Consider the following 25,201-nt stretch of genomic DNA (forward strand, 5'->3'; position numbering starts at 1 on the left):
TCCCCAAATTTCGACTTCTTGTCCGCTAGACGTCTTTGTTCTGTCTTTGCCGCAAAACCGCTCCACACGATCTTGCGGCGGCAGCCGTTATTCCAGTTCCAGCATGATCGTCGCCAAGGGCGGCAGCGTCACTTCGGCAGAGATCGTGCCTCCCGCATCGACCGCCTGCACGCGTCCGCCATTGCCCTTGCCGCTGCCACCATAGATCTCGGCATCGGTATTGAGTATTTCGCGCCAGCGGCCGGCATTCGGCAAGGGAATTCGGTAGTTTTCGCGGTAAGCGGGCGTAAAATTGCAGATCACCGCCACCGGCTTCTCTCCCGGCGACATTCTCAGCCACGCATAAACCGAATTGTCGTCGTCATCGACGATCAGCCAGCGGAACCCTTCGCCCTCGCAATCGCGCGCATGCAGCGCCGGTTTCGAGCGGTAGCAGAAGTTCAGGTCGCGGATCAGCCGGCGCATGCCCTCGTGCATGTTGTACTGAAGCAGATTCCAGTCGAGTGCGCGCTCCTCGCTCCATTCGCTCCACTGGGCAAATTCCTGGCCCATGAACAGCAGCTTCTTGCCGGGATAACCCCACATCAGGCCGTAATAGGCGCGCAGATTGGCAAATTTCTGCCAGTCGTCGCCGGCCATCTTGGCAATCATCGAGCCCTTGCCGTGCACCACTTCGTCATGGCTGATCGGCAGCACGAAATTTTCGGAAAAAGCGTAGACGAGGCCAAAGGTCAGTTCGCTGTGGTGGAACTTTCGGTGCACCGGATCGCGGCCCATATAGGACAGCGTGTCGTGCATGAAACCCATGTTCCACTTGAAGCCGAAACCCAGCCCGCCTTCATGCACCGGCGCCGAAACTTTCGGCCAGGACGTGCTCTCTTCCGCGATGGTCATGACGCCGGGATGGGCGCCGTAGGAGAGAGAATTCATCTTCTGCAGAAAACGCACGGATTCGAGGTTTTCGCGGCCGCCATATTCGTTCGGCACCCATTCGCCGTGGCGGCGGGAATAGTCGAGATAGAGCATCGAGGCGACGGCATCGACGCGCAACCCGTCGAGGTGGAATTTTTCCGACCAGTAGAGCGCGTTGTTGATCAGATACGACAGAACCTCGACGCGGCCAAAATTGTAGATCGCGGTGTTCCAGTCGGGATGGTAGCCCTGACGCGGGTCGGCATGTTCGTAGAGTGCTGTACCGTCGAAATGGCGAAGGCCATGCGCATCGGTCGGAAAATGCGCCGGCACCCAGTCGAGAATGACGCCGATGCCGACCTTGTGGCAGCCGTTGACGAAACGGGCAAAACCTTCCGGTTCGCCGAAGCGGGCGGAGGGGGCGTAGAGACCGGTCGTCTGGTAACCCCATGACGGATCATAGGGATGTTCGGTGATCGGCAGGAATTCGATATGGGTAAAACCCATGTCGGTGACGTAAGGGATCAGCTGCGAGGCAAGCTCGTCCCAAGAGAGGAAGGAGCCATCGTCGCGGCGCTGCCATGAGCCGGCATGCACTTCGTAGATGGAAATCGGCTGACGGCGGTGGTCGGCCTTTTCCCAATGCTCGCGGTGGGCGGCGTCTTCCCATTTCTGCTCGAGTTCCGGCGTGGTGACGGAAGCCGTTTTCGGGCGCATTTCGGCGCGGCGGGCATAGGGATCCGCCTTCAGCGGCAGAAGCGTGCCATCGGCACCAACGATCTCGTATTTGTAGGCGGAACCGGTGCGTACGTCGGGCGCAAAGATTTCCCAGATGCCGGTATCCTGCCGCAAACGCATGACGTGGCGGCGGCCGTCCCAGTTGTTGAACTCGCCAACCACCGACACGCGCTGCGCATTCGGTGCCCAGACGGCAAAGTGAAACCCTTCGACGCCTTCATGTTTTAAAGGATGCGCGCCCATCCTGTCGAACAGGCGCAGATGCGAGCCTTCGCGCAGCAGATAATCGTCCATGGGGCCAAGAACAGGGCCAAAGGAATAGGGGTCGGTGACCGCCCATTCGACATCGCCGCGGGCGGCGCGGTAGCGCAGCGGCTGCTGGCTGGTGAGCGGCAGCATGCCTTCGAAATAACCGGCTTCGTGGCGCAGTTTCAGCTCGCCGAGATCCTTGCCGTCGAGGGTGAGCACGATGGCTTCCTCGGCGCCGGGAATGAAGCAGCGGGCGATAAATCCCTCGCCGATCTGGTGGACACCCAGAACGGCGAAGGGATTGGTGTGTTTGCCATTGATGATCGCCTCGATCTCGGAGAGAGGAATCTCACCGGGAGCGCGGGTCTCGTTGCGAGCGCCGGCTTCCCCGAGATCTTTGGGCGATTTGGTCATATGGCTCTCCAGATTTCCGTCGCATATTGACGGATGGTGCGGTCGGATGAGAACCAGCCCATCCGGGCCGTGTTGCGGATCGTCTTGGAATACCAGGACGTCTGATCGGTCCAGATCTGGTCGACATCGCGCTGTGCTTTTGCATAGGCGTCGAAATCGGCGGCAACCAGGAACCAGTCGTTGTTGTAGATACCGTCCATCAGGGCGGTGAAGCGGTTGCGGTCATCCGGCGAGAAGACACCGGACGAAATGGCGGCCAGCGCCTGCGACAGTTCGCGCGAACCCTCGATGACTTCGCGCGGATTGTATTCGCCGGCGCGCAGGTTGGTGACCTCTTCAGCCGTCATGCCGAAGATGACGATGTTTTCCGCACCGACATGTTCCTGCATTTCGACGTTTGCGCCATCAAGCGTGCCGATCGTCAACGCGCCGTTCAGCGCGAACTTCATGTTGCCCGTGCCAGACGCTTCCATGCCGGCCGTCGAGATCTGCTCGGACAGGTCGGCGGCCGGGACCATGGTCTCGGCCAGCGTGACGTTATAGTTGGGCACGAACACCACTTTCAGAAGACCGCGAACCGCGGGGTCGTTGTTGATGACCCGCGCCACGTCGTTGGCGAGTTTGATGATCAGTTTCGCATTATGGTAGCTGGGGGCTGCCTTGCCTGCGAAGAGCTTAACGCGCGGAACCCAATCCAGTTCCGGATGCGAGCGGATTTGATCATACAAAGCAACGGCTTCGACAATGTTCAAAAGCTGGCGCTTGTATTCATGGATGCGCTTGATCTGGATGTCGAACATCGACGACGGATCGAGACGGATGCCCATGCGGCTGCCGACCAGATTGGCGAGCGCCACCTTGTTGGCGCGCTTCACGGCCGCGAACTTTTCCTGGAATGCCTTGTCGTCGGCGAACTTGTCGAGTTCCACCAGCGCATCGGTATCATCCATGAACTTGTCGCCGATCGCTTCGCGGATCAGAGAGGTCAGGCCCGGGTTGCACTGCATCAGCCAGCGGCGCGGTGTGATGCCGTTGGTCTTGTTGTTGATGCGCTTCGGATAGAGAGTGTGCAGGTCGGCAAACACGGTTTCCTTCATCAGCTCGGTATGCAGCGCCGAGACGCCGTTGACCGAATGTGAACCGATGAAGGCAAGGTTGCCCATGCGCACGCGGCGATCGCCACTTTCGTCGATCAGCGAGATCGAACGGATCTGGCTCTCGCCAAAGTTCTTTTCCTTGCGGGCTTCCAGCAGGATCTTTGCGTTGATCGCATAGACCAGCTGCATGTGGCGCGGCAGCAGGCGTTCGAACAGCGGCACCGGCCAGCTTTCCAGCGCTTCGGGCAGCAGCGTGTGGTTGGTGTAGGAGAAGGTGTGGCGGGTGATTTCCCACGCTTCCTCGAACTCCATGCCATGCACGTCGCAAAGCAGGCGCATCAACTCGCCGATCGAGATCGCCGGATGGGTGTCGTTGAGCTGGATCGACACCTTTTCATGCAGGTTGGTGAAGTCCGGATATTGTTGCAGGTGACGACGCAAAATGTCCTGCAGCGAGGCCGACGAGAAGAAATATTCCTGACGCAGACGCAGTTCCTGACCGGCCGGGTTGGCATCGGCCGGGTAAAGAACGCGGGTCAGCGCTTCCGCCTTGTTGCTCTCGCGCAGCGCGCCGATATGGTCGCCGGCATTGAACGCATCGAGCAGGATGGGATCGATCGGCTGGGCCGACCACAGGCGCAGCGTGTTGACGCGTTTTCCCCGCCAGCCGACGACCGGCGTGTCATAGGCCATGGCGATGACACGTTCGGCCGGCTTCCAGACGTAGCGCGGGGCATCGTCATACCCGCCGACGGTCTCGACAGAGCCGCCAAAACCGATTTCATAGGAACTTTCGCGGCGCTCGAATTCCCACGGATTGCCGTGGGCAAGCCATGTTTCCGGCAGTTCCACCTGCCAGCCATCGGCCATCTGCTGGCGGAACAGGCCGTGGATATAACGGATGCCGTAGCCATAGGCCGGCACTTCCACCGTCGCCATGCTCTCCATGAAACAGGCAGCCAGACGGCCGAGACCACCGTTGCCAAGGGCGGCGTCCGGCTCGAGGCCGGCGATGACGTTGATATCGACACCGAGCGACGTCAGGGCATCGCGGATTTCCGACATCAGGTTGAGATTGGAAACGGCATCGCGCATCAGGCGGCCGATCAGGAATTCCAGCGATAGATAATAGACGCGCTTCTGGCCTGTCCGGTAGGCCTGACGCGTGCTTTCCATCCAGCGGTCGATGATGCGGTCGCGCACGACGAGAATGGTGGCGGTCAGCCAGTCATGCGGTTTTGCGACCTGGACATCCTTGCCGATGCGGTAGGTGAGACGTTCGATGATCTCCGCAGCCATGATCTCCGGGCGCGAGGAACGCGGAGCGGGATGAGGAAGGTCATTGGAAAAGACGGTAGTGCTCATTGTATCGCCAACTTTGCTGGAGGAGCGGATGGGAGGGTCGTCCGATTCAGTCGTCTGGCATGCTCTAAACCACAGTTTATGCATTCTTATGATGGACTGGCAATATCGGGGCGATGGTCTATTCGACAAGATCGGAAAAGGAAATTCGGCAGAAATAACAAAGCCCCCGCTGCGGGCAGCGAGGGCTGTGAATAATGCGGGCCGGATTGGCGATCAGTTGGTCAGGCGGGTCGTTGCCTTTGCCGCTTTTTCGGCGATTTCGCCGAAGGCGGTGACCAGATCGTTCATATCGTCCGGCTCGTAATAGTAGCTGCTATCGCTGGCGCAGTAATTCAGGAGCGACTTGCCGGTTGCCGGCGCCATGAAGGCAACAGTGAAAATCTGGATGCCGTCCTTCTTGGCGGCCGCGCATTTGGCGCGAACAGATTGATCGAGGCCGCTATTGAAGGCGGAGCTGTAGCCTGTCATTTCACCATCGGTCATCAATACGATATACCGCGAGAAGCTGTTGTTCCCTTTCTTGGCATGAGCTTCCTTTTCGGCCGAATTGCTGCTCTTGAGAGCATCGAAGGCAACCGTCATCGCGCCGTTGGCATCGGTACCGCCCTCTGGCAGGCTGGGTAGACTGGCGACGTATTTAGCGGTCTTCGCCGTGCCCCAGTCGAGCGCCGAAGCTGTCTGGGTTTCGTCCGTATAGGAAACCGCGCCGACGCGAACGAGGTTGGAATTCTTGTCGGCCGTGTTAAGCGCCGTGAACATCGTGGCGCCGGCTGTCTTCAACGCATCGATCTTGCGGACGTAGCAGGGGCTCTCTGCCTTGAGATAAGGATTTCCATACTTATCCTTTGTGTTTTTGTATCCCCAGTTCGATGCAGTATAATTGACGCAACTGGTGTTCTTGATGACCGTCGAGGTCTTGAACGACATCGAGCCCGAACGGTCGAGCGCCAGATACATGGAAATGCCGTTGGTCGATTCGGTGGCGCTGGATGCGGTGCTCGATGCGGCCAAAGTCATGCTTTTGCCTGCGACGAGGCTGGTCATCGCATTGAGCGGCATCTGGTAGTTTGACGATACCGTGACTGAATAACTCTTGCCGCGGCTGCCATTGGCCGTTTCGGTGATCGTGACCTTCATCGCAGCTATCTGCGCGGCAATCATGGCATCGATCTCGCCGTCGGTTTCCTTGCCGGTCTTCAGAAAATTGACGATCTGGCCGGCATAGATCTTTTCGGCACGCTCTTTTGCCTTGGCGCTGGTCATGTCCTCTTCTTCAGACAGGGCCCTTGCAGCGGCGAGCGACGCGGAATCCGCTATCGCCTGCAACTCGCCCTTGACCTGCATGGCCTGCGTGAGGTCGATCGCAATGCCGCCGGCACCAATCGCCAGCGGCGCGATAACTGCCGTCATAATTCCGAAATTACCGCCGCGATCCTTCAGGAAACGCGAAAGAGTGTGAGAGATCTTCATTGCCCCAGCCCAATCCATTGGAACCCATGGAGGCTGGTTTATCGGCGATGCGTAGACAGGGGCCTAAATTATTCCATCGAATTTTAGGCATGTGCAGAATCTCGGGAAAACCGCCCTCATTTAGGACAGTTTCCCAACCCTCTTTCAGGTAATTCCGGCTTTTCCTGGCTCGGCAAACGTTCATTGCGTCAGGCGCGTTATCCCTTTCGCTGCGGCTTCACCGATAGACTTGAAGGCCGCCGCGAGTTCGGCGGAGCTTTCGGCATTGAAGTAATGGGCAGATGTCGATGCACAATAATTCAGAAGCGTCTGGCCGGGTGGCGGAGCCATGAACGCCACCGAATACACGGTGATATTTTTGGCTTTGGCAAGGTTGCAGGCGGTCTTGGTCACGACGTCGGCATTGCCGACATTGTTTTCGCCGTCCGTCATCAGGACGATGAATTTGCTTGGGACCTGGCCATTCTTCTTATTATGGGCATCGTTTTCGGAGCCTTTGCCCGTGGCGGCAAGGGTCGCGTAAGCCAGCGCGGTCGCTTCGCCGGAATTGGTTGATCCGTCTGCCGGCAGATCCGCGGCATATTCGCCGACAGCAGCGGTACCCCATGACATGGGCTCGGGGTCCTGCATCTTTTCGTTATACGAAACCGCACCAAGGCGTGCATACATCTGGTTCGGATCTGCTTCGGCGATAACCTTAAGAAGACCTTTTACAGCCCCCTTTAACGCATCGATCTTCTTGACATATTCCTCTTTGGTGCATTTGCCGGCGTTGTTGGTCTTGATGCATTCCTTCGTATTGGTGTTGTATTTCATCGACCCGGACTGATCGAGGACGAGATACATGGAGAAGGCGTTCTGGCTTTCGGTCGCGCTTTGGGAGGCCGCCTTGGTGCCGAGCGTGATGGATGGCCCGGTGACGATCGCCGTCATCTGATTGACCGGCATCGTATAGCTCGAGGCGATGGAGACGTCGTAGATCTTACCCTTCGCGCCGTTTGCCTTGGTCACGATCGTTGTGGTTGTTGCGTCCTTGATGGCTTTGACCATAGCTGCGAGCTCTGTCTCGGTCTCCTTTCCACTCCTGCTGACCTGAACGATCTGGGTGGCGTAGAATGTGTTGGCGAGATCCTTGGCCTGCGCTTCGGTAAAGTCCTTTTTGTTGGATAGCGATGTCGCCGCAGCCAGCACTGCGGAGTCGGCTATTCCCTGCATTTCGGCCTTGACCTGCATGGCGCGCGTTACATCGATGGAAATGCCAGCGACGCCTACCAGTACGGGTATTATTGATGCGGTAATAATCCCAAAGTTGCCGCCGCGGTCACGGATAAGCTGCGCAAGATGCCTTGAAATGCCCATTGTGATCCCCGCTCACATTTATACCCCTATAGCGTGCATATCGCTTTGTGAGTGGAGAGAGGCTTAAGAAACTGCGCTGAATTTTATGTATTTCGAGAAATATGATACAAATTCGTTTATTTCAGCGGAACGACATCCACGGATTGCACCGTCTGGTGGGTTCCGTAGGTTTTCAGCACACCGATGACCGGGGCGATATCGGCGTAATCGCGGCCATAGGCGACGACGATGTGGTCGCTGCCGGCGGTGATGTCATTGGTGGGATCGAGTTCGACATAACCGGTCGTCTCGCCGCACCAGACGCGCACCCAGGCATGCATGGCATCGGCGCCTTCCAGCCGTTCCTTGCCCGGTGGCGGGATGGTGCGCAGGAAACCTGAAACGTAACCGGCCGGAATGCCGAGGCTGCGCAGCGCCACGATCATCACATGCGAAAAATCCTGACAGACGCCACTCTTCAGCTTGAAGGCTTCGCCCGGCGTGGTGTCCACCGTGGTCGCTTCGGGATCGTATTTGAAATCCTTGTGAATGCGGCGACACAGCGCCGCGGCGATCTCGCGCACCGTCTGGCCAGGTTTCAGACCTTCGCGGGCATAGGCCGCGATCTGCGGATCGTCGCGCAGCCGGGGGCTTGGTCCCGTCAGATGATGGGGTGATGTCGCATCCACCGACAGCACGCCGGCCAGCTCTTCGCGCAGCACCTCCAGCGTCGGCGAGAGGTCGGCGGTGATCGCCGGGGTTTCGACCGAGACGCGGGCATGCATGCGGATATCCAGCCGCTCATGCGGCGCGCGCAGAAACACCGAGGTTGCCTGCTGGCCGAAAAAATCGATGAACGTCGTCTTTTCCTCGGCATTCGGCGTCACCGTCACGGCACCGGCAATCAGCCGCTGGCGGTCGGGAAGCGAGAGCGGCAGAACGCGGATGACATGGCGCGCGCCGGAGGCCGGCACGTCATAAACATAACCCATGTGCAGGGAGAGATCGTAGAGCATGGCTGTATCTCTCCTTATGCAGTTCTCGCGTCGGCCGGTTCATCGGAGGGGTCGGGCACAACATTCGGAGTGCGATCCAGAATTGAAAGCGCCGCATCGACATTTCCGCGGGCCGCCCGTTCCTTAAGGCTCATGATCGCACGTCTGTGGCCGATACCGTCTGCGATGAAAGCTGAAAGCAGCTGGTTGAGCGACACGTTGTCTTCCGCCGCTGCGCGCTTGGCTTCCTCCATGACGTGATCTGCTATTCTGAGAGGATATGTAGTCATTTCGGCTGCCTCCTTGTCATCAATTCCGCCAGAAAATCCGCCGGCCTCACGACTGTCATCCCGAATGCACGAACGGCTGGATGGCGAAAATGTCTGTCATGCGTGACGATGAATGTCGCCTCGGCCGTCAGGGCGCATTCGATATAGATGTCGTCCTTCGGATCGCTCAGAAACGGCCTGAAACGAAACCATGGAGAAACGAGATAGGCCTGGCTGAAGAGTGCATCCAGCACCGTGTCAATCTCGTCCGGGCGGATCCACGGTTCATCGCCGAAAATACCTTCCCGTTTCAGCAAATCTTCGTATTCGAAGGCGACGGCTGGTGACACGGCAAAGGGAGCCTTGCCGACAAGCATTTCCCGCAAAAGCAGGTGTGACGCGCCTGCCGACGAGCGCATGGCCGAAAGCACAACATTCGCGTCCACAACCATCATGACCTTAATATGATATCGTATGTGATGTCACGTCAAGGTGCCAATGAACAGCGTTTGATGGCCTGAACGCCACCCGAAAAGACCTCAATGCAGATAGGTCTGGCCGAGAATGTCGGAGAGTTTTCCGAGATCCTGCTCCAGCCGTTCGTAGACCTCGCCGTCCATGGCTTCCGGCGTCATCACCGCAAGGCCCGAGTAGAGGCGGGTGGCCTCGCGCAGGAAGGGTGACATCTGGCCGTTGAGCTTGGCATTGGGCAGCTGTTCCACCTCGTTGCGGATCTCGTGCAGCTGGAAGAGGATCGAGCGCGGGTTGAGCTGGTCGAGGCCGAGCAGGTCGTTGATGGTAAGGCGGGCGGTCGCCACATTGTAGCGGCGGCGATGGGTCATGACGCTGTCGCCGATTTCCAGCAGCATGTCGAGCGCGCCATCGGGGGCTTCTGTGCCGGACATGTGGCCGAGCAGGCCGGACATGTGCAGGCCGCGCTCGAGATGGCGGCCGATCGACAGGAAACGCCAGCCGGTGAAACGATACATGTTTTCATGCACGAGACCGGCAAAACCGGCGAGCTTGCGCAGGAGAATGGTGGTGGCGTGGGCTGCGTCATCGCCGGGTTTCACCACTTCGTGGAAACGGCGTGCTGTTTTCGCAAGGTCGGTCAGGGCCAGCCAGCCATCCGGCGAAAACCGGTCGCGGATATTGCTGGCCGAATAGATGGCGCTGTCGAGATTGCGGATGAGGGTGGCCGGAATGGCTTCCTCGACCATGTCGATGTCCAGCCCCTTCATGTAACGGGTGACATCGGCCAGAAGCGGCGCATTCGGATCGGCGGATTCGGCGTAACGCACGTTCCAGGCGCGCAGGATGCGCAGCGCCCCTTCGGCGCGTTCGATGTAACGGCCAAGCCAGTAGAGATTGTCGGCAGCGCGGCTCGGCAGCGAGCCCGGCATGTTACGGGTAAAGCTTTCCTCCGGCGGCAGAAGTGTTGGTTTCGGCACCGGCTTGTCGGAGACGATCCAGACGTCGGCGGCCGAACCGCCCGACTGCATGGCGATGGCCGCCACGTCGTCACCGGAACCGATACGGGCAAAACCGCCCGGCATGATCTGCCAGCCCTTTTCGGTGCGGGCGGCGAAAATGCGCAGCGACATCGGCCGCGGCGTCAGCTTGCCGTCGACATAGACCGGGGTGGTCGACAGCGTGACGACCTCTTGGCCGACCAGCTTTGCACCGTCGCTTGCCAGCCATTCACCCAGCGAGCCTTGTGCGGTCTTGCGCAGGGCCGAACCGCGCACCGACTGGCCATTGTCCTCGAAAAACGGCATGCGCGAATAGGCAGGGCCGATCACCATGCGGTCGATGTTCTTGGCCACATGTTCGCGTTCGGATTTCTGGCCGCACCACCATGTGGCAACCGATGGCATCAGCGGTTCTTCGCCGAGCAGACGGCGGCAGATGGTGGGCATGAAGGCGAGCAGGGCGCGGGTTTCGAGAATGCCGGAGCCGAGCGCGTTGACCAGCGTCATCGAGCCGGAACGCAGTGCCTGCACCATGCCGGGCGTGCCGATATGCGAATTCTGGTCGAGTTCCAGCGGATCGGCGTAGGACGCGTCGAGACGGCGCCAGAGCACACCGATCGGTTTCAGGCCGGCCACGGTGCGCACCATGACGCGGTCGTTGACCACGGTCAAGTCTTCGCCTTCCAAGAGCATGAAGCCGAGATAACGGGCGATATAGGCGTGTTCGAAATAGGTCTCGTTGGCGGGACCGGGCGAGAGCACGGCGATGCGATCATCCGGGTTCTTACGGTGGCCCTGAAGCGCATCGCGGAAGGCGCCGAAGAAGGAGGCGAGGCGATGCACATGGCTTTCGGCATAGATGTCGGAAAAGGCGCGGGTGGTGGCGACGCGGTTTTCCAGCGCAAAACCGGCGCCCGAAGGGGCCTGCGTGCGGTCGGCCAGAACCCACCAGTTGCCATCCGGGCCACGGCCGATCTCGAAGGAACAGAAATGCAGGTAATGGCCGCCAACCGGTTTGACGCCGACCAGAGGCCGCAGGAATTCCGGGTTGTTGGCGATCAGCTGCGGCGGCAAAAAACCTTCCTGCACCAGCTTGTTGTCACCGTAGATATCGGCGATCACCGCTTCCAGCAGATCGGCGCGCTGCACGAGACCTTTGGAAATGCCTTCCCATTCGCGCTCGTCGATCATCACGGGCACATGGCTGATCGGCCAGTTGCGCTCGCCATTGTCCTTACCGTCATAGGTTCGGTAAAATACGCCGGCATCGCGCAGGTAACGGTCGGCGCGAGCGAAACGCTCGTGCAGCTCGCGCGCCGGCATGCGGTCGAGATGGGCGATCAGCTTGCGCCAGACCGGCCTAATCTGTCCGTCTTTATCCAGCATCTCGTCGGCGACGCCCGGAAGCGCCGCATAACCGAGGGCCGGTTCGTTTTCGATCGCATCTTCATTCACGCGTTCGGCTGCCGGTCCGGTGGACATAAGAGGTCGTCATACTCCAAGTGGCCGGCGCAGATCGAGCGTCAGCGGAAATTCGGGCGAGGGCACTTCGGCTGCGAGCTGATAATGCCCGGCTGTGTGCCCCCATGGTTCGAACCGCGACAGTCGGCGTGCTTCTGCTTCATTGCCGTTGACCGGAAAGGTCTCATAATTGCGCCCGCCCGGATGAGCAACATGATATCTGCAGCCGCCGATCGCCCGGCCGGACCATGTATCATAGATGTCGAATGTAAGCGGCGTGTTAACCGGCAACATCGGATGCAGGCCGGATCTCGGCTGCCAGGCCTTGAAACGCACGCCGGCCACCGAAATGCCGGAGGTATCGGTTGCCTTGAGCGGCACGGCGCGGCCGTTGCAGGCAACGGTATAACGCTCCGGATTGCCGGTTTCGAGCCGCACCTGCAGGCGTTCGACCGAACTATCGACAAACCGCACCGTGCCACCGATGGCACCCTGTTCGCCCATCACGTGCCATGGCTCCAGCGCCTGGCGCAGTTCCAGCTTGGCGCCTTGCTGCTCCACCTCGCCGAAGAATGGGAAGCGGAATTCCAGCTGGGCGGCGAACCATTCGGGGCGCAGATCGAAACCGTTTTCGCGCAGGTCCTGCAACACGTCCATGAAATCGGCCCAGACGTAATGGGACAGCATGAAGCGGTCGGCAAGTGCCGTGCCCCAGCGCACGAATTTTCCCTGCACCGGATTTTTCCAGAAGCGTGCGATCAGCGCCCGCACCAGCAATTGCTGGGCGAGCGACATGCGCGCATTCGGCGGCATTTCGAAACCGCGGAATTCTACGAGGCCGAGACGGCCGGTCGGGCCATCCGGGGAAAACAGTTTGTCGATGCAGATTTCCGAGCGGTGGGTATTGCCGGTGACGTCGGTCAGCAGGTTGCGGAACAGCCGGTCGACCAGCCATGGCAAAGGCGGCTGGCCTTGACCTGGGACAGGTACCTGCGAAAGCGCGATTTCCAGTTCGTACATGGAATCGTGGCGGGCCTCGTCGATGCGCGGCGCCTGTGAGGTCGGGCCGATGAACATGCCGGAAAACAGGTAGGACAGAGACGGGTGGCGCTGCCAGTGTAGCACGATGCTTTTCAAGAGGTCCGGGCGGCGCAGGAACGGGCTGTCGGCCGGATTGGCGCCACCGACCACGACATGGTTGCCGCCGCCGGTGCCGGTGTGGCGGCCGTCGATCATGAACTTGTCGGCACCCAGACGCGTCTGGCGGGCTTCCTCGTAGATCGCGGTGGTGATGTCGACGGTTTCCTTCCAGCTTTCGGCCGGATGGATGTTGACCTCGATGACGCCGGGATCGGGCGCGACGCGGATGACGTGGATGCGCTCGTCATGTGGTGGCGCATAACCTTCGATATGGACCGGCAGGCCGAGTTCGGCGGCGGCGTTTTCGGCAGCGGCGATCAGTTCGAGATAGTCCTCGATCTTTTCCACCGGCGGCATGAAGACGCACAGGCGGCCGTCGCGCGCCTCGACCGAAACCGCGGTGCGCACCGCACCGGCAATCTCACTCAGCGTTTGTTCGACGCGTCCGAGATTGGCGGGATCACTGGCCGTGAACGAGGACTCCGGCATGGCGCGGCCCTGACCGCCAGCATGGCCGATCGGTACGATGGCTTCAGGCAGGGGAGCGCGCGGGATGGAGGGGTCGGCCTCGTGGATATAGGGAAATTGCGAGGCCGGAATGAAAGGCAGGGTGCCGAGCGGCAGGCGATAACCGACGGGGCTGTCGCCGGGCACAAGGAAAATCTTGCCGCGCCGCGTGCTCCATTTTTCGCTGATCCAGCGCCGGGTCTGCGGCGCGCCGCTGGCATGGGCGTTCCAGGCCTGCACCGGCAAGACATGGCCGGTCGGTTTGGTCAGGCCACGTTCGAACACGCGGGCGATGCGGTTGCGCTCCTCCGGATCCTTCAGCTGTGAATTGGACGGATCGACATTTTCGGGCAGCGAGCCTTCCTTGATGATCCATTCGGCCGGATCCTCGAAAGCGGGCACCACCATCTCGGCATCGATGCCGAGTTCGCCGGCAAGGGCGGTGAGAAAGTTTTCCGAATCACTTTCGCTGACACCGTAATCGCCGCCTTCCTGGGCCACCAGATCGGGGTTCTGCCAGATCGGCTTGCCGTCCTTGCGCCAGTAGAGCGAAAACGTCCAGCGCGGCAGGCTTTCGCCGGGATACCATTTGCCCTGGCCGTAATGCAGGAAACCGCCGGGCGCGAATTTTTCGCGCAGGCGGCGGATCAGCACATCGGCCTTTTCGCGCTTGGTGGGGCCGACGGCGCCGGTGTTCCATTCGTCGGATTCGAAATCGTCGATCGACACGAAAGTCGGCTCGCCACCCATGGTGAGGCGCACGTCCTGCGCTTCGAGGACGCGATCCACCTGTTCGCCAAGCGCATTGAGCGCTTCCCAGCTTTCATCGGAAAACGGTTTGGTGATGCGCGGATGTTCGGCCACGCGGGTGACGTTCATGGCGAAATCGAACGCGGTGTTGGCCTCGCCGAAATACCCGCCGGAAATCGGTGCGGCATTGCTGTAATGCGGGGTGGCGGCCAGCGGAATGTGGCTTTCGCCGGTCAGGAGCCCGGAGGTCGGGTCGAGACCCACCCAGCCGGCGCCGGGAAGATAGACTTCGCACCAGGCGTGCAGATCGGTGAAATCCACTTCCGTTCCGGAGGGGCCGTCGAGCGCCTTCAGGTCCGGCGTCAGCTGGATCAGGTAACCCGAGACGAAGCGGGTGGCAAAACCGAGATTGCGCAGGATCTGCACCAGCAGCCAGGATGTGTCGCGACAGGACCCCATGGCCGAAAGCAGGGTCTGTTCCGGCGTCTGCACGCCCGGTTCCATGCGGATGACATACCCGATCGCCTGCTGCAGGCGGGCGTTGATGCCGACCACCATGTCGACGGTCGGCTGGTCGGGCGACATGTCGAAATCGCGAAGGTAATCGATCAGCGCCGGGCCGGGCGGTTCCGGGATCATGTAGATCGACAGGTCTTCGGCCAGTTCCTCAGGGTATTTGAACGGCCAGAGCGTCGCGTCTTCCTCAACGAAGAAATCGAACGGATTATAGACCGTCATGTCGGCGATCAGATCGACCTCGATCTTGAACTCGCTGACCGGATCGGGAAACACGAAACGGGCGAGGTAATTGCCGTAGGGATCCTGCTGCAGGTTCACGAAGTGGTTTTGCGGTGTCACCTTCAGTGAATGCGACAGCACTTTCGTGCGCGAGTGGGCTGCCGGTTTCAGCCGGATGATTTGCGGCCCGAGCCGGACGGGTTTGTCATAGATATAGTGAGTAAGATGGTAGACGCTTGCCTTGATCGACATCGTTCCCCTTAAGGCCCTTTGCGGGCGCCCCTTGCCCGGTCTCGTTTGAATGGACCGGTGCATCTTCGTTAAGGCGAGTTTGTGCAATGCGGGGAGAGAATGCAAGGCGGTTTCGGGCGCCGGTACAATCGGCCTTCGTCAAAGCCGCAAAAGCCGGCATATGACGCCTGTGTCATGTCTGCCGGTTACGCTTTCCGATATGCAGATGAGGATAGTCACCGTCTTTTGTGGCAATGTAAGGCTTTCTTTATGAGTAAAGCTTTACGTATCCGCCATGTTGTCAGCTCTTATAACCTCCTCCAGCCTTGCCATCGCGAGCCTGCTGATCGGCTTTGCATTGTTCGTCGCCTGGTGGCAGTTCGGGCGCAGGACCCATGCGCTGATCTGGGCGTTTTCCTTCATGGCCGCGGCGCTCGGGCACGGTACGCGCATCATCGGCGGGCCGCTGTCCGGTCATAGCGATTTTCTCGCCATGCTGGCCTGCCATGCATCGGTTGCCAGCTTTGCCTTTCTGGCTTGGGGTTTTCGGCTGCGGGCAGGGCGCGGCAACCGCCTGACTATCGGCTGCTGGGTCATCGCGACGCTGGCCTTGCTCACCTGCTATTTCGTCATCGGCGGGGGAGAGGGGCGGATGTTGAACCGCATCATCACCGCCGCCGGTGATGCCGTCATGGTTGCCATCATCGTTTTCACGATCGGTTCTTCCAGTCGGCTGGCTGCCACCGTGCGCTGGCTGTTCGTTGTGTACGGCGCCTATATCTGCAGCGTTGGCATCGCCGCATGGTTGGCGCGCGATGGCGGTATGATCGGAAATCCGGTGTTCATCGCCGTGCTGTCGATCGGCACGCCGACCGGCATGATCGCCACCGGGCTTTTGACGCTTCTGATCGTTGCCGCCGATCTGGCTGAGGAATTGCGCCGGCAGGCGATCGCCGATCCGCTGACCGGGCTTTTGAACAGACGCGGCCTTGAGCAGGCGGTGACGCCAATCTTTGCTTCCGGCGGTCGGGCAGGACGCCCACTGGTGGTGGTGCTGGCCGATATAGACCGTTTCAAATCGATCAACGATCGTCTTGGCCATGCCGGCGGCGATGTGGTGCTGAAGGCTTTTGCCGCGCATCTGTTGTCGGAGCGTCGCAAGGGCGATCTGGTGGCGCGGATCGGCGGTGAGGAATTTGCGATCGTTTTGCCGGATGTGGATATTCACGAGGCGGTGGCGCTGGTGGAAACCATCCGCGCCGGTGTTTCGCATGCTTTGCGCGGCGGCGTGCCGATCAGGGACATTACCGCCAGTTTCGGCATTGCTCTGGTTGGAGATGGCGAAACTTTTGAAGCCACGCTCGGCCGCGCCGATGCCGCGCTCTACCGTTCAAAAACGGGCGGCCGCAACGCCGTGACGCTGGAGCCGCCGCATGACCTGGCACGCGCCGGCTGAGTTTCAATCCGTCACGCCCGGCAGATCAGGGCCCACCGGCACGATGCCGTTCGGGTTGAGCGCCTTGATCGAATAATAGCCCTGCTTGATATGGTCGATATCGACCGTTTCGCGCACGCCCGGCAGCGACAGGACACGCAGCATATAGGCCTGCAGGGCTGCATAATCGGCGATGCGGCGCAGATTGCATTTGAAGATGCCGTGATAGGCGGCATCGAAGCGGATCAGCGTCACGAACAGGCGCACATCGGCTGCCGTCACCCGGTCGCCGAACAGGAATTGTCTGCCGTCTGCCAGCCGTGTCTCCAGCGTGTCAAGCATGGAGAAGACATCGGCGAAGGCTTCTTCATAGGCGCCTTGCGTGGTGGCGAAACCGGCGCGGTAAACGCCGTTGTTCAGTTTTGGGTAAAAGGCCTCGGCCAGCGCGTCGATTTGCGCGGCGATATCGGCGGGGTAAAGATCGATCGTGTCATCCGCCAGATCGCCAAAACCGCTGTTGAGCATTTTCAGGATGTCTGCGGATTCGTTGTTGACGATGGTCTTCTTCTGTTTGTCCCAGAGGACAGGCACGGTGGCGCGGCCGGTATAATGCGGGTCGGCCTTCGTGTAGATTTCATGCATGTAGGTGGCGCCATTCAGCGTGTCCAAGTCTGCGCCGGGATAGCTGCCGAACTGCCAGCCTTCGTGCGACAGTTTTGGCTCGACGACGGAAACGGAAATGACGTCTTCCAGCTTCTTCAGCTTGCGGCCGATCAGCGTGCGCGACGCCCAGGGGCAGATCAGCGCGACATAAAGGTGGTAACGGCCAGCCTCGGCCTTGAAACCGGCGTCACCGGTCGGGCCGGCGGAGCCATGGGGCGTGACCCAATGACGAAAGCCGGAGACCTGCCGCACAAAACCGCCCTTGGCATCGGTTGCCTGAACCGGATGCCATTCGGCCGTCCATTTTCCATCTACGAGCATTTTTGTCTTCCTGTCTGCGGTAGATGGCAGGGTATCACAGGATTCCCTGCCATCCGGATTTTTAGCGCTTGCCGACCGGGGTCGGGCGCAGGGCGTAAGCACCGTCGCCGATCAGGGCCAGCGCGATCAGGCCGATGATCCAGAACGCCGGGAATTCCCAGCCGCCATTCGGGTTGTTGAAGAAGAAACCGGCTGCGCCGTGAACGGTGAAGATCGCACCGAGCAGGATCGGGATCAGGGCAATGGCGGCCAGGCGCGGCAGAACGCCGAGGATGAGCGCCAGCGCGCCGACCAGTTCCCAGGCGATGGTGACATAGGCCAGCCAGCCCGGCAGACCGAGCGAGGAAAAGAAACCGGCAGTGCCGGCGGGGGTGAACACAAAGATCTTCAGGCCGGCATGGGCCAGAAACAGGATGCCGAGGCTGAGGCGGAGAATGAGGGCAGCGTAAGGGGCCGTGCGGGCGTCGATCATGGGTGCAAAACCTTGGGGCTAAGAGCAATAATGCTGCGCTTATGCACCGTTTCCGTGCGGCCGATTATCCGGTTAAGATGAGAATAATTGTTTCTGATTTGGAAGGAATGGTGGGCGTAAACGGTTGGAGGGCGCTATTGCGCCATTCGCAGTCATTCTCGAGGAAGCTTTTCTGCAATTTCTTGAAACTGCGCAGCAGTAAATCCCGTAAGCGTCGGCATCTCCCAGTCAAAAAAAGACTTGCTGGAGATTGCATGTAGGATCAGCAGTCGCAAACCGTGCATTTCCTCTGGAGTGAGGCCAGGATTTGGCACGACTGATCTCAGCCCCACGGCGATTTTTTCAGCGGCCTTTCGAGGTGATGCCCCCAAAAGGATGACATCGTCATCTCGTTCCAGTTGCTCAAGAGCGTCGATGATAGTCTGAATGATTGTCGTGTTATGAGGTTCGTTCATTGGCAGTCGGTCAGCAGTGAAGTTTGGTCAGAGAGTCCATAACAGGCACAGCACCAGAGGCAACCAAAAGTCCGCATCAGGCCGATAGTGGTCGCCCGCTCGATGACCCGCACCGTTCTGTACCCTACCACCCCTTGTCCCAATCCGGCCGCCCCCGGAATGCTGCACTCAAAAAATCCACCAGCACCCTCACTTTCAAGGCCAGATGTCGCCCCGGTGGATAAAGCGCATAGATGCCGAAATCGTCGTAACCGCGCTCCGATAGAAGCAAGGTCAGCCGGCCATCCCGCAGGCAGGGGCCGGCGATAAAACTCGGCAGACGGGCGATGCCGAAACCCGCAAGCGTGGCGGCAAGGCAGGCTTCTGCATTTGAGAATTGCAGCCGCCCCTTCATCACCACGGTTTCGGTGCCGCCATCGGGGTGGGCGAACTGCCAGCGAAACGGTTCGCGAAAATTGGTGTCGATGACGCAGTCATGGCCTTCCAGCTCGGCCGGCGTTTTGGGCGTGCCGCGCGCAGCAAGGTAAGCGGGGGAGGCGGCTACCACGACGCGGCTGTCGCAGAGTTTTCGCGCGATGAGGCTGCTATCCATCGGCCGGCCGACGCGGATGGCTGCATCAAAACCTTCATCCACCAGATTAACGTTTCGATCAGAAAAATTAACATCCAGCTGTATATCGCTGTATTGTTTGGCAAATTCTATTAAGATAGGTGCCAGCTGTGCGGTGCCGAAGGTGATCGGCGCGCTGATCCTCAATCGTCCCGAAGGTGCGCCGGAAGCATGGCGCGTGACGGTGTCCAGCGCCTGATAATCGTCCAGCAGCGGCTTGATGCCCTCCAGATAACCGCGGCCGGCTTCGGTCAAAGACAGAGCGCGGGTGGTGCGCGACAGCAATTGCACGCCGAGTTCCGCTTCCAGCCGCGACACCAGTTTCGATGCCTGTCCGGTACTGGCGCCCAGCTTCGCGGCGGCGGCGGCAAAACTGCCGCTTTCGGCCACGGCGACGAACATCCGATCACATTCGAGCCGATTCATTTTCCAGTCTCCGTATTCTTTTCGGACGCTTCCAGGGGCAGGGATGCCCCATTCGCATGCAAAAGGCGTTTATTATTCAATTCATGCGGGTGTTTTTTAAGTGCGGGGGTTGAATTTTCCGCGATGTTCTTGTTAATTGACATCCGCAAGTTGAGCTAAAACGAGACGGTATCTGATTTATCCATCGGGATAAGACGGGTTCCTTGATCTTCGAACCGATCGCCTGGCTCATCTGCCGATGCAGCATGGACCGGCAGGCCTTTGAATTGAGCGGTCTGCCGCAGAACAGCGAAATCCGCCGGGCTTCCCGCCGACGTGCATACCCTCATCTGGAAAATCAACGCCAAAGTTTTGCAACTTTGGCGAAAGGACGTTCATGGCCTCTGTCCCGTCAAGCATTGTGCCCGGTGTTCAGCAGATTTACGGCCCGGCCGGCGGCAAGGCAATATCCGTCAGCGGTTACGTTGCCGGTCTCGACGGGTTGCGTGGCATTGCGGTCATATCCGTCATTCTCGGGCATTTCGGCGCGCCCGGTTTTTCCGTTGCCGGCGGTTATGGCGTCGATGTCTTTTTCGTCCTGAGCGGTTATCTGATCTCGAAAATCATCATCGGTTACGCCGAGCGCGGCACTCCTCTTTCCACCTTCTACTGGAACAGGTTCGCGCGTCTGGTGCCGCCGCTCGTGCTTGTCTGCGCCTGCCTGTTTCTGTTGCCGTCCTCATGGCTGAGCACATGGGGGGCCGTGCTGAATACGGCCAATGCGCTGTTCTATACGGCCAACTGGACGCGCGCCTTTCCGACGCCCGGTTGGCCGAATTTCATGGCGCATAGCTGGTCCCTGTCCGTCGAGGAGCAGTTCTATCTTCTCTGGCCGCCGCTTCTTTATTACGCCACCCGGCGCCACAGGCAGGTTTTGGCGACGCTTCTGGTCACAACGGGCTCGTTGCTGCTCTTGATGTTCCTGATCCGCATCGGGGCAAGCGAGGGGCATTTGTACAATGGTGCGCATTCCCGCAGTCCGGCGCTTTTCATGGGCTGCTGCCTTGCGGTGTTTCCGCAGGTCCGGCTTCCCTCGTGGATGGCGCTGGCCGCGCTTCTCGCCTATTTCGGCATGGTGTGTCTGGTGTCCTATACGGCCGTTGCGGGGCTGGTCGTCAGCGTGCTGGCGCTGATCCTCGTCTGTCACGCGCGCTTTCGCGACAACCGGGATGTGCTGACGCGGGTCCTGTCCAACCGTATCCTGATCTATTTCGGCGTCATATCCTACGGCGCCTATCTCTGGCATTTTCCGATCTGGTATGGCCTTTCGGCCAAGGCGGGGCTGTCGCCGCTGGTGGCGGGGCTTTGGGGTATTCCGGCAACGGTGCTGCTTGCGCACCTGACCTATGTCGCCATCGAATATCCGGTGATGCAGAACCGCGAGAGGCTGGCTGCGGTGACGCGGGCTCAGCTTGGACGTATCCTGTTTGCGACGAACTGGCTTGCGATTGCCTGCGGACTTGTGCTGTTTTACGGCGGTTTTATCGTCCACGCACCTTATTGAATGGTTGCGGGCTGATCTCGTCGCGCAGTTGACCTCCCGCGCGGCGGATATGCGCGCGGCGCCGGCCGGGTCGTGTGCGGATGTCGCTGCGTGTTTCCATGAGGACGAACGTGCGAAAATGGCAGTCAAGGTCTCCACTCCACAAACATTCACACTATACTTTAGACTTCACGCATATCCAGTCTGTGCCCGCCGCCCTGACTAGGCTGCGGGCCTTTTTTGCGCTTGGGCTGAGGACGGTGAACGTCGCATGGGCCGACACAGGGCAACAGTTCAAAGAACCTGCGTGTCGCTATGTTGGTCGGGTCCCGGAAAAGAAAAAGGCCCTGCGTAAACAGGGCCTTGCTTAAAACTGGATGGTGGGCGTGACAGGGATTGAACCTGTGACCCCTACGATGTCAACGTAGTGCTCTCCCGCTGAGCTACACGCCCTTCCGTGAGGCGGCATAAACCATATGGCTTTGCCGCCGTCAATCGGTTTTGTGTCGATTTTTTGAAGTTTTTTCAAACCCCTTATGACACAAGCTTTTCGCCTTATGCGGCGTCCAGCATCTTGTTCACTTCTTCCACAAGGTCACGCAGGTGGAAGGGTTTGGACAGCACTTTTGCGTCCTTCGGAGCCTTCGAATCTGCGTTCAGCGCAACAGCGGCAAAACCGGTGATGAACATTACCTTCAGATCCGGGTCGAGTTCGGTGGCGCGGCGGGCCAGTTCGATGCCGTCCATCTCGGGCATGACGATATCCGTCAGCAGCAGCGAGAAGGGCTCTTCGCGCAGGCGGTCGTAGGCGCTGGCGCCGTTGTCGAAGGACGACACTTTATAGCCGGCCTTTTCGAGCGCCTTCACAAGGAAGCGGCGCATGTCGTTATCGTCTTCAGCGAGAAGGATTTTTTGCATCGTCTTGGAAAACCGTCAGTGGGTCGTGTTTAAAATTAGGCTCTTCGTCCTACATTAGTCAAATCGCGGTAAAGAACCGGTGAAGCCAAGCAGGATGCCATTGGTGGGACTGTACATAGTATGGACTTCGCTGCAGGCAACTGGCAACATGACGTTACGAACAAGTTACCTTTATGGTAAAGGCGGCATCTTAAAAGGCGGATGGACGGGGTGACGGGCGAGATCGACCTATTCGAGGTGAGGGAGCCGACGTCGCAGACCATCCCTTTTGTCTTCAATTCACCCCATAGCGGCCGGCATTACCCCGCCCAGTTCCTTAGTGAGTCGCGCCTCGATGAGATGGGTATTCGTCGCTCCGAAGATCATTATGTCGACGAGTTGTTTGCGCATGCGCCAAATCTGGGGGCGCCGCTCCTGCTCGCGCATTTCCCGCGCGCCTATCTCGATGTGAACCGCGAGCCTTACGAACTTGATCCGCGCATGTTCGATGGCGCGCTTCCGCCTTACGTCAATATCGGTTCGATGCGGGTGGCCGGCGGGCTTGGCACCATTCCGCGCATCGTGGCCGAAAACATGGAAATCTATCGCCGGCGGCTGAGTGTCGAGGAGGGGCTTTCGCGCGTCGAGACGATCTACAAGCCTTATCATGCCTGCCTGCGCCGGCTGATTGCCCGCACCCATGCGAGTTTTGGCATGTCGGTGCTGATCGATTGCCATTCCATGCCCGGCAATATCCGCCTTTCGGGTTCCGATATCCGTCCGGATTTCATCATCGGCGATCGTTACGGCACCAGCGCTGCTGCCGAGCTTTCGCGCGCTGCGATGTATTTCCTCGAAGGGCTCGGTTTTACCGCCGTGCGCAACAAGCCTTATGCGGGCGGCTTCATCACCGAACATTACGGCCGGCCGGTGCGCGGTCTGCATGCGTTGCAGATCGAGATCAATCGCGCGCTCTATATCGATGAAGTGACGCTGCGCAAGCGCCCGGATTTCGATGATCTGGCCCGCGCGCTCACCGAATTCATGGGGTCGATGGCGGATTATGCCGCCGAGTTCGGTCCTGATTCGGCGTTGGCTGCCGAATAATCCTTCCACGGCATTGCGAAATTTTTGCCGGCTTCCATTCGGGGAGGGCGGCTTTCTGCGGCCAAAAAAAACCGCGCTCGAGGCGCGGTCAAGTCTAGGGAGGAAACACCCAAGGAGGGTATTACAGTCCGAAGACTGCGAGGTTGAATTTACTCCCGCACTGCACAATCGTCAAGCATATTTTTAAATTGGCTAAATAATGGGCATTTGCTGAAAGTGGCGGCCCCGATTGGCCTTGGCGGAAATCTGTGGTCTATGGTGCCGCACGCAAATTTTCGGGGGGACCATGCTTCCAGATCGTTCGTTTTTCGACAGGCTGGCCGATGCGGCCAAGGCCGAGACGCTGCCGCGCTTTCGCACCGGCACTTCGGTCACCAACAAGCTGGCCGGCGGGTTCGATCCTGTCACGGAAGGCGACCGCGCCGCCGAGACGGCGATCCGGGCGCTGATCACGGAAGAATTCCCCGAGCACGGCATTCTGGGCGAGGAGCACGAAAATATCGGGCTCGACCGCGAGCATGTCTGGGTGATCGATCCGATCGACGGGACGCGCGCCTTCATTTCCGGCGTGCCCGTCTGGGGCACGCTGATCGGTTTTCGCTCCAACGGGCGGGCGACCATGGGCATGATGGACCAGCCGTTTACCGGCGAACGTTATTTCGCCGATGGCGAAAAGTCGTGGTATCGCGGCCCGGATGGTGAGCATGAAATCCGTACGCGCGATTGCGGTCGGTTGGCCGATGCGATCCTGTTCACCACCTCGCCGCATATCTTTGAGGGAGCTGATCTCGCCGCCTATAAAGCCGTCGAGGAAAAGGTGCGGCTGTTCCGCTACGGCACCGATTGTTACGCCTATACGCTGCTGGCCGGCGGCCATATCGATCTCGTCGTCGAAAACAACCTCAAGCCTTATGATGTCGGCGCGCTGATCCCGCTGATCGAGCAGGCGGGCGGCATCATCACCACCTGGGATGGCGGCCGGCCGGAAGAGGGCGGCAATATCATCGCCGCCGGCAGCCGCGCCGTGTATGACGAGGCGCGGGCGCTGCTTGGCCGTTGAGCCGCTTCAGGCGGCTGCGTCGTCGGAGACGAGCGCTGTCGCGTCGCTGCCGGGGATGAAGGCTTCGATCGCCGCCAGCGCCTGGGCGCGGTAGATATCGGCCTCGCTGAACAGTTCGTGGCGTCCGCCGATGATGTTGACCAACTGGCCGGCGCGGAAATTGCGGGCCAGTTCCTCTTGGGCGCCATAGGGCACGATGCCGTCGCGCATCGGCGCAAGGATCAGCGTCGGAATGGTGATGTTGGTCAGATGCGCCTGTGACGCGATGCGGCGTCCGGCCTTCAGCGTTTCCTTCAGCCAGCGCATGGTCGGCGGGCCGATTTCCAGTTCCGGATATTCCTTGCCGATCGCACCATTGCGGGCAAACCGTTTTGGATCGGATGTCAGCGGATTACCGGAAAAGGGGCGGCGGTTCTGATCGGTTCCGGCTGACAGCTGGCCGAGGCCGATGGCCGTCAATGAGCCTGCGATGAGACGGATCAACCCTTCGGAAAATGCCTGTCCGGTGAGGCCCACGAACGGGGCGGCCAGCGCCATGCGATCGATGCGGTTGGCCAGATAAGGTGCAGCGGCAAGCGCGATTAGCGAACCGGTGGAATGTGCGACGAGGAAAAACGGCAGACGGGCATCGGGCAGCACGATCTGTTCGAGAAACAGATCGAGATCGCGCTCATAATCGGAAAAGCGGCGCAGATGGCCCTTTTTCGGCTTTTTCAGCAGCCGGTCGGAACCACCCTGTCCACGCAGGTCATAGGTCGCCACCCACAGGCCCATGGCGTTGAAATCGCGGATCGTCTCGTAATATTTCTCGATGGATTCGCTGCGGCCATGCAACAGAACGATGGTGCCGCGCGCCGGCGAAATGTCGGAGCGGAACACGGCGTAGCGCAGTTTTGCACCGCGATATCCGGTGAAAAAGCCGGCAAAATGGTTGGGCGGCACCGGGTTGTCAGGCGTCGACCGGAGGATTTCGAAGGGCGGGGTTTCTGCTTCGCTCATGCAGACAAGCGATAGGCGGAATGTTTTTCGGGTCAAGGGGAAAGTGGGGGAGCTGGGGCTTCTTCTTCGCGCGCGGGAAGGGGATTGC

Annotated in this window: 19 protein-coding genes and 1 tRNA gene; 4 read left to right on the forward strand and 16 right to left on the reverse strand. The window is 59.7% G+C overall.

Going from position 1 to position 25,201, the window contains the following annotated elements:
• Positions 1-87 precede the first annotated feature (87 nt).
• The 9 genes from glgB to AAIH70_RS07290 all read right to left on the reverse strand — a co-directional run bounded on the left by glgB (position 88) and on the right by AAIH70_RS07290 (position 15,167).
• Positions 88-2,313, reverse strand: coding sequence for a 1,4-alpha-glucan branching protein GlgB (gene glgB / locus AAIH70_RS07250; protein ID WP_132271519.1), 2,226 nt, complete (start codon positions 2,311-2,313; stop codon positions 88-90).
• Positions 2,310-4,775, reverse strand: a complete 2,466-nt coding sequence (locus tag AAIH70_RS07255) for a glycogen/starch/alpha-glucan phosphorylase (RefSeq protein WP_132271520.1) — start codon at positions 4,773-4,775, stop codon at positions 2,310-2,312. The genes glgB and AAIH70_RS07255 overlap by 4 nt, the downstream gene beginning before the upstream one ends.
• A gap of 213 nt (positions 4,776-4,988) precedes the next feature.
• Positions 4,989-6,245, reverse strand: a complete 1,257-nt coding sequence (locus AAIH70_RS07260) for a vWA domain-containing protein (RefSeq protein ID WP_430033706.1) — start codon at positions 6,243-6,245, stop codon at positions 4,989-4,991.
• A gap of 180 nt (positions 6,246-6,425) precedes the next feature.
• A complete protein-coding gene (locus AAIH70_RS07265) occupies positions 6,426-7,604 on the reverse strand; it encodes a vWA domain-containing protein (protein WP_132271522.1) in 1,179 nt (392 codons plus the stop codon).
• A 116-nt stretch (positions 7,605-7,720) separates the two neighbouring features.
• Positions 7,721-8,599 (reverse strand): transglutaminase family protein, encoded by an 879-nt coding sequence (locus tag AAIH70_RS07270; protein ID WP_132271523.1) that lies wholly within the window; start codon positions 8,597-8,599, stop codon positions 7,721-7,723.
• 14 nt (positions 8,600-8,613) lie between these two features.
• Complete coding sequence (locus AAIH70_RS07275) at positions 8,614-8,868, reverse strand: hypothetical protein (protein WP_132271524.1); 255 nt, start codon at positions 8,866-8,868, stop codon at positions 8,614-8,616.
• Complete coding sequence (locus tag AAIH70_RS07280; RefSeq protein WP_245519062.1) at positions 8,865-9,299, reverse strand: PIN domain-containing protein; 435 nt, start codon at positions 9,297-9,299, stop codon at positions 8,865-8,867. The genes AAIH70_RS07275 and AAIH70_RS07280 overlap by 4 nt, the downstream gene beginning before the upstream one ends.
• A gap of 87 nt (positions 9,300-9,386) precedes the next feature.
• On the reverse strand, positions 9,387-11,801 hold the full coding sequence (locus AAIH70_RS07285; protein ID WP_132271526.1) for a circularly permuted type 2 ATP-grasp protein: 2,415 nt from the start codon (positions 11,799-11,801) through the stop codon (positions 9,387-9,389).
• A 9-nt stretch (positions 11,802-11,810) separates the two neighbouring features.
• Positions 11,811-15,167, reverse strand: coding sequence for a DUF2126 domain-containing protein (locus AAIH70_RS07290; protein WP_132271527.1), 3,357 nt, complete (start codon positions 15,165-15,167; stop codon positions 11,811-11,813).
• Between the two features lie 274 nt (positions 15,168-15,441).
• Here AAIH70_RS07290 and AAIH70_RS07295 point away from each other — a divergent pair, with 274 nt between their 5' ends.
• Entirely contained in the window at positions 15,442-16,602 is a 1,161-nt protein-coding gene (locus tag AAIH70_RS07295; protein WP_132271528.1) for a GGDEF domain-containing protein, read from the forward strand.
• 3 nt (positions 16,603-16,605) lie between these two features.
• On the opposite strand, the gene AAIH70_RS07300 is transcribed toward AAIH70_RS07295, so the two are convergent.
• From AAIH70_RS07300 to AAIH70_RS07315, 4 genes are all read right to left on the reverse strand, one after another.
• A complete protein-coding gene (locus AAIH70_RS07300; protein WP_132271529.1) occupies positions 16,606-17,565 on the reverse strand; it encodes a glutathione S-transferase family protein in 960 nt (319 codons plus the stop codon).
• A gap of 61 nt (positions 17,566-17,626) precedes the next feature.
• A complete protein-coding gene (locus tag AAIH70_RS07305; RefSeq protein ID WP_132271530.1) occupies positions 17,627-18,037 on the reverse strand; it encodes a DoxX family protein in 411 nt (136 codons plus the stop codon).
• A 152-nt stretch (positions 18,038-18,189) separates the two neighbouring features.
• Positions 18,190-18,492 carry a hypothetical protein gene (locus AAIH70_RS07310; RefSeq protein ID WP_132271531.1) on the reverse strand — a complete coding sequence of 101 codons (303 nt, stop codon included), beginning with the start codon at positions 18,490-18,492 and terminating at the stop codon, positions 18,190-18,192.
• 124 nt (positions 18,493-18,616) lie between these two features.
• The gene (locus tag AAIH70_RS07315; protein ID WP_132271532.1) at positions 18,617-19,528 is read right to left on the reverse strand and encodes a LysR family transcriptional regulator; all 912 of its coding nucleotides are present in this window, start codon (positions 19,526-19,528) and stop codon (positions 18,617-18,619) included.
• Positions 19,529-19,904: 376 nt separating this feature from the next.
• On the opposite strand from AAIH70_RS07315, the gene AAIH70_RS07320 reads away from it, so the two are divergent.
• Positions 19,905-21,071, forward strand: coding sequence for an acyltransferase family protein (locus AAIH70_RS07320; RefSeq protein ID WP_132271533.1), 1,167 nt, complete (start codon positions 19,905-19,907; stop codon positions 21,069-21,071).
• A gap of 357 nt (positions 21,072-21,428) precedes the next feature.
• On the opposite strand, the gene AAIH70_RS07325 is transcribed toward AAIH70_RS07320, so the two are convergent.
• Together AAIH70_RS07325 and cpdR1 are read right to left on the reverse strand one after the other, a co-directional pair.
• Positions 21,429-21,503: transfer RNA gene (locus AAIH70_RS07325), tRNA-Val, on the reverse strand.
• A 102-nt stretch (positions 21,504-21,605) separates the two neighbouring features.
• The gene (gene cpdR1, locus AAIH70_RS07330; RefSeq protein ID WP_112728645.1) at positions 21,606-21,968 is read right to left on the reverse strand and encodes a response regulator CpdR1; all 363 of its coding nucleotides are present in this window, start codon (positions 21,966-21,968) and stop codon (positions 21,606-21,608) included.
• 201 nt (positions 21,969-22,169) lie between these two features.
• Here cpdR1 and AAIH70_RS07335 point away from each other — a divergent pair, with 201 nt between their 5' ends.
• Both AAIH70_RS07335 and hisN read left to right on the forward strand, forming a co-directional pair.
• The gene (locus AAIH70_RS07335) at positions 22,170-23,054 is read left to right on the forward strand and encodes an N-formylglutamate amidohydrolase (protein ID WP_132271534.1); all 885 of its coding nucleotides are present in this window, start codon (positions 22,170-22,172) and stop codon (positions 23,052-23,054) included.
• Between the two features lie 286 nt (positions 23,055-23,340).
• Entirely contained in the window at positions 23,341-24,114 is a 774-nt protein-coding gene (hisN, locus tag AAIH70_RS07340) for a histidinol-phosphatase (protein ID WP_132271535.1), read from the forward strand.
• Positions 24,115-24,120: 6 nt separating this feature from the next.
• Here hisN and AAIH70_RS07345 read toward each other — a convergent pair whose 3' ends face one another.
• Positions 24,121-25,113 (reverse strand): alpha/beta fold hydrolase, encoded by a 993-nt coding sequence (locus AAIH70_RS07345; protein WP_245518993.1) that lies wholly within the window; start codon positions 25,111-25,113, stop codon positions 24,121-24,123.
• Between the last annotated feature and the right edge of the window lie 88 nt (positions 25,114-25,201).

It is taken from the genome of Neorhizobium sp. BT27B (genome assembly GCF_050455485.1).
Taxonomy (GTDB): Bacteria; Pseudomonadota; Alphaproteobacteria; order Rhizobiales; family Rhizobiaceae; genus Neorhizobium.

Coding starts and splice junctions, on each gene's coding strand:
- glgB (WP_132271519.1), bottom strand. CDS start 2,313: ATGACCAAATCGCCCAAAGATCTCGGGGAAGCCGGCGCTCGCAACGAG.
- AAIH70_RS07255 (WP_132271520.1), bottom strand. CDS start 4,775: ATGAGCACTACCGTCTTTTCCAATGACCTTCCTCATCCCGCTCCGCGT.
- AAIH70_RS07260 (WP_430033706.1), bottom strand. CDS start 6,245: ATGAAGATCTCTCACACTCTTTCGCGTTTCCTGAAGGATCGCGGCGGT.
- AAIH70_RS07265 (WP_132271522.1), bottom strand. CDS start 7,604: ATGGGCATTTCAAGGCATCTTGCGCAGCTTATCCGTGACCGCGGCGGC.
- AAIH70_RS07270 (WP_132271523.1), bottom strand. CDS start 8,599: ATGCTCTACGATCTCTCCCTGCACATGGGTTATGTTTATGACGTGCCG.
- AAIH70_RS07275 (WP_132271524.1), bottom strand. CDS start 8,868: ATGACTACATATCCTCTCAGAATAGCAGATCACGTCATGGAGGAAGCC.
- AAIH70_RS07280 (WP_245519062.1), bottom strand. CDS start 9,299: ATGGTTGTGGACGCGAATGTTGTGCTTTCGGCCATGCGCTCGTCGGCA.
- AAIH70_RS07285 (WP_132271526.1), bottom strand. CDS start 11,801: ATGTCCACCGGACCGGCAGCCGAACGCGTGAATGAAGATGCGATCGAA.
- AAIH70_RS07290 (WP_132271527.1), bottom strand. CDS start 15,167: ATGTCGATCAAGGCAAGCGTCTACCATCTTACTCACTATATCTATGAC.
- AAIH70_RS07295 (WP_132271528.1), top strand. CDS start 15,442: ATGTTGTCAGCTCTTATAACCTCCTCCAGCCTTGCCATCGCGAGCCTG.
- AAIH70_RS07300 (WP_132271529.1), bottom strand. CDS start 17,565: ATGCTCGTAGATGGAAAATGGACGGCCGAATGGCATCCGGTTCAGGCA.
- AAIH70_RS07305 (WP_132271530.1), bottom strand. CDS start 18,037: ATGATCGACGCCCGCACGGCCCCTTACGCTGCCCTCATTCTCCGCCTC.
- AAIH70_RS07310 (WP_132271531.1), bottom strand. CDS start 18,492: ATGAACGAACCTCATAACACGACAATCATTCAGACTATCATCGACGCT.
- AAIH70_RS07315 (WP_132271532.1), bottom strand. CDS start 19,528: ATGAATCGGCTCGAATGTGATCGGATGTTCGTCGCCGTGGCCGAAAGC.
- AAIH70_RS07320 (WP_132271533.1), top strand. CDS start 19,905: ATGGCCTCTGTCCCGTCAAGCATTGTGCCCGGTGTTCAGCAGATTTAC.
- cpdR1 (WP_112728645.1), bottom strand. CDS start 21,968: ATGCAAAAAATCCTTCTCGCTGAAGACGATAACGACATGCGCCGCTTC.
- AAIH70_RS07335 (WP_132271534.1), top strand. CDS start 22,170: ATGGACGGGGTGACGGGCGAGATCGACCTATTCGAGGTGAGGGAGCCG.
- hisN (WP_132271535.1), top strand. CDS start 23,341: ATGCTTCCAGATCGTTCGTTTTTCGACAGGCTGGCCGATGCGGCCAAG.
- AAIH70_RS07345 (WP_245518993.1), bottom strand. CDS start 25,113: ATGAGCGAAGCAGAAACCCCGCCCTTCGAAATCCTCCGGTCGACGCCT.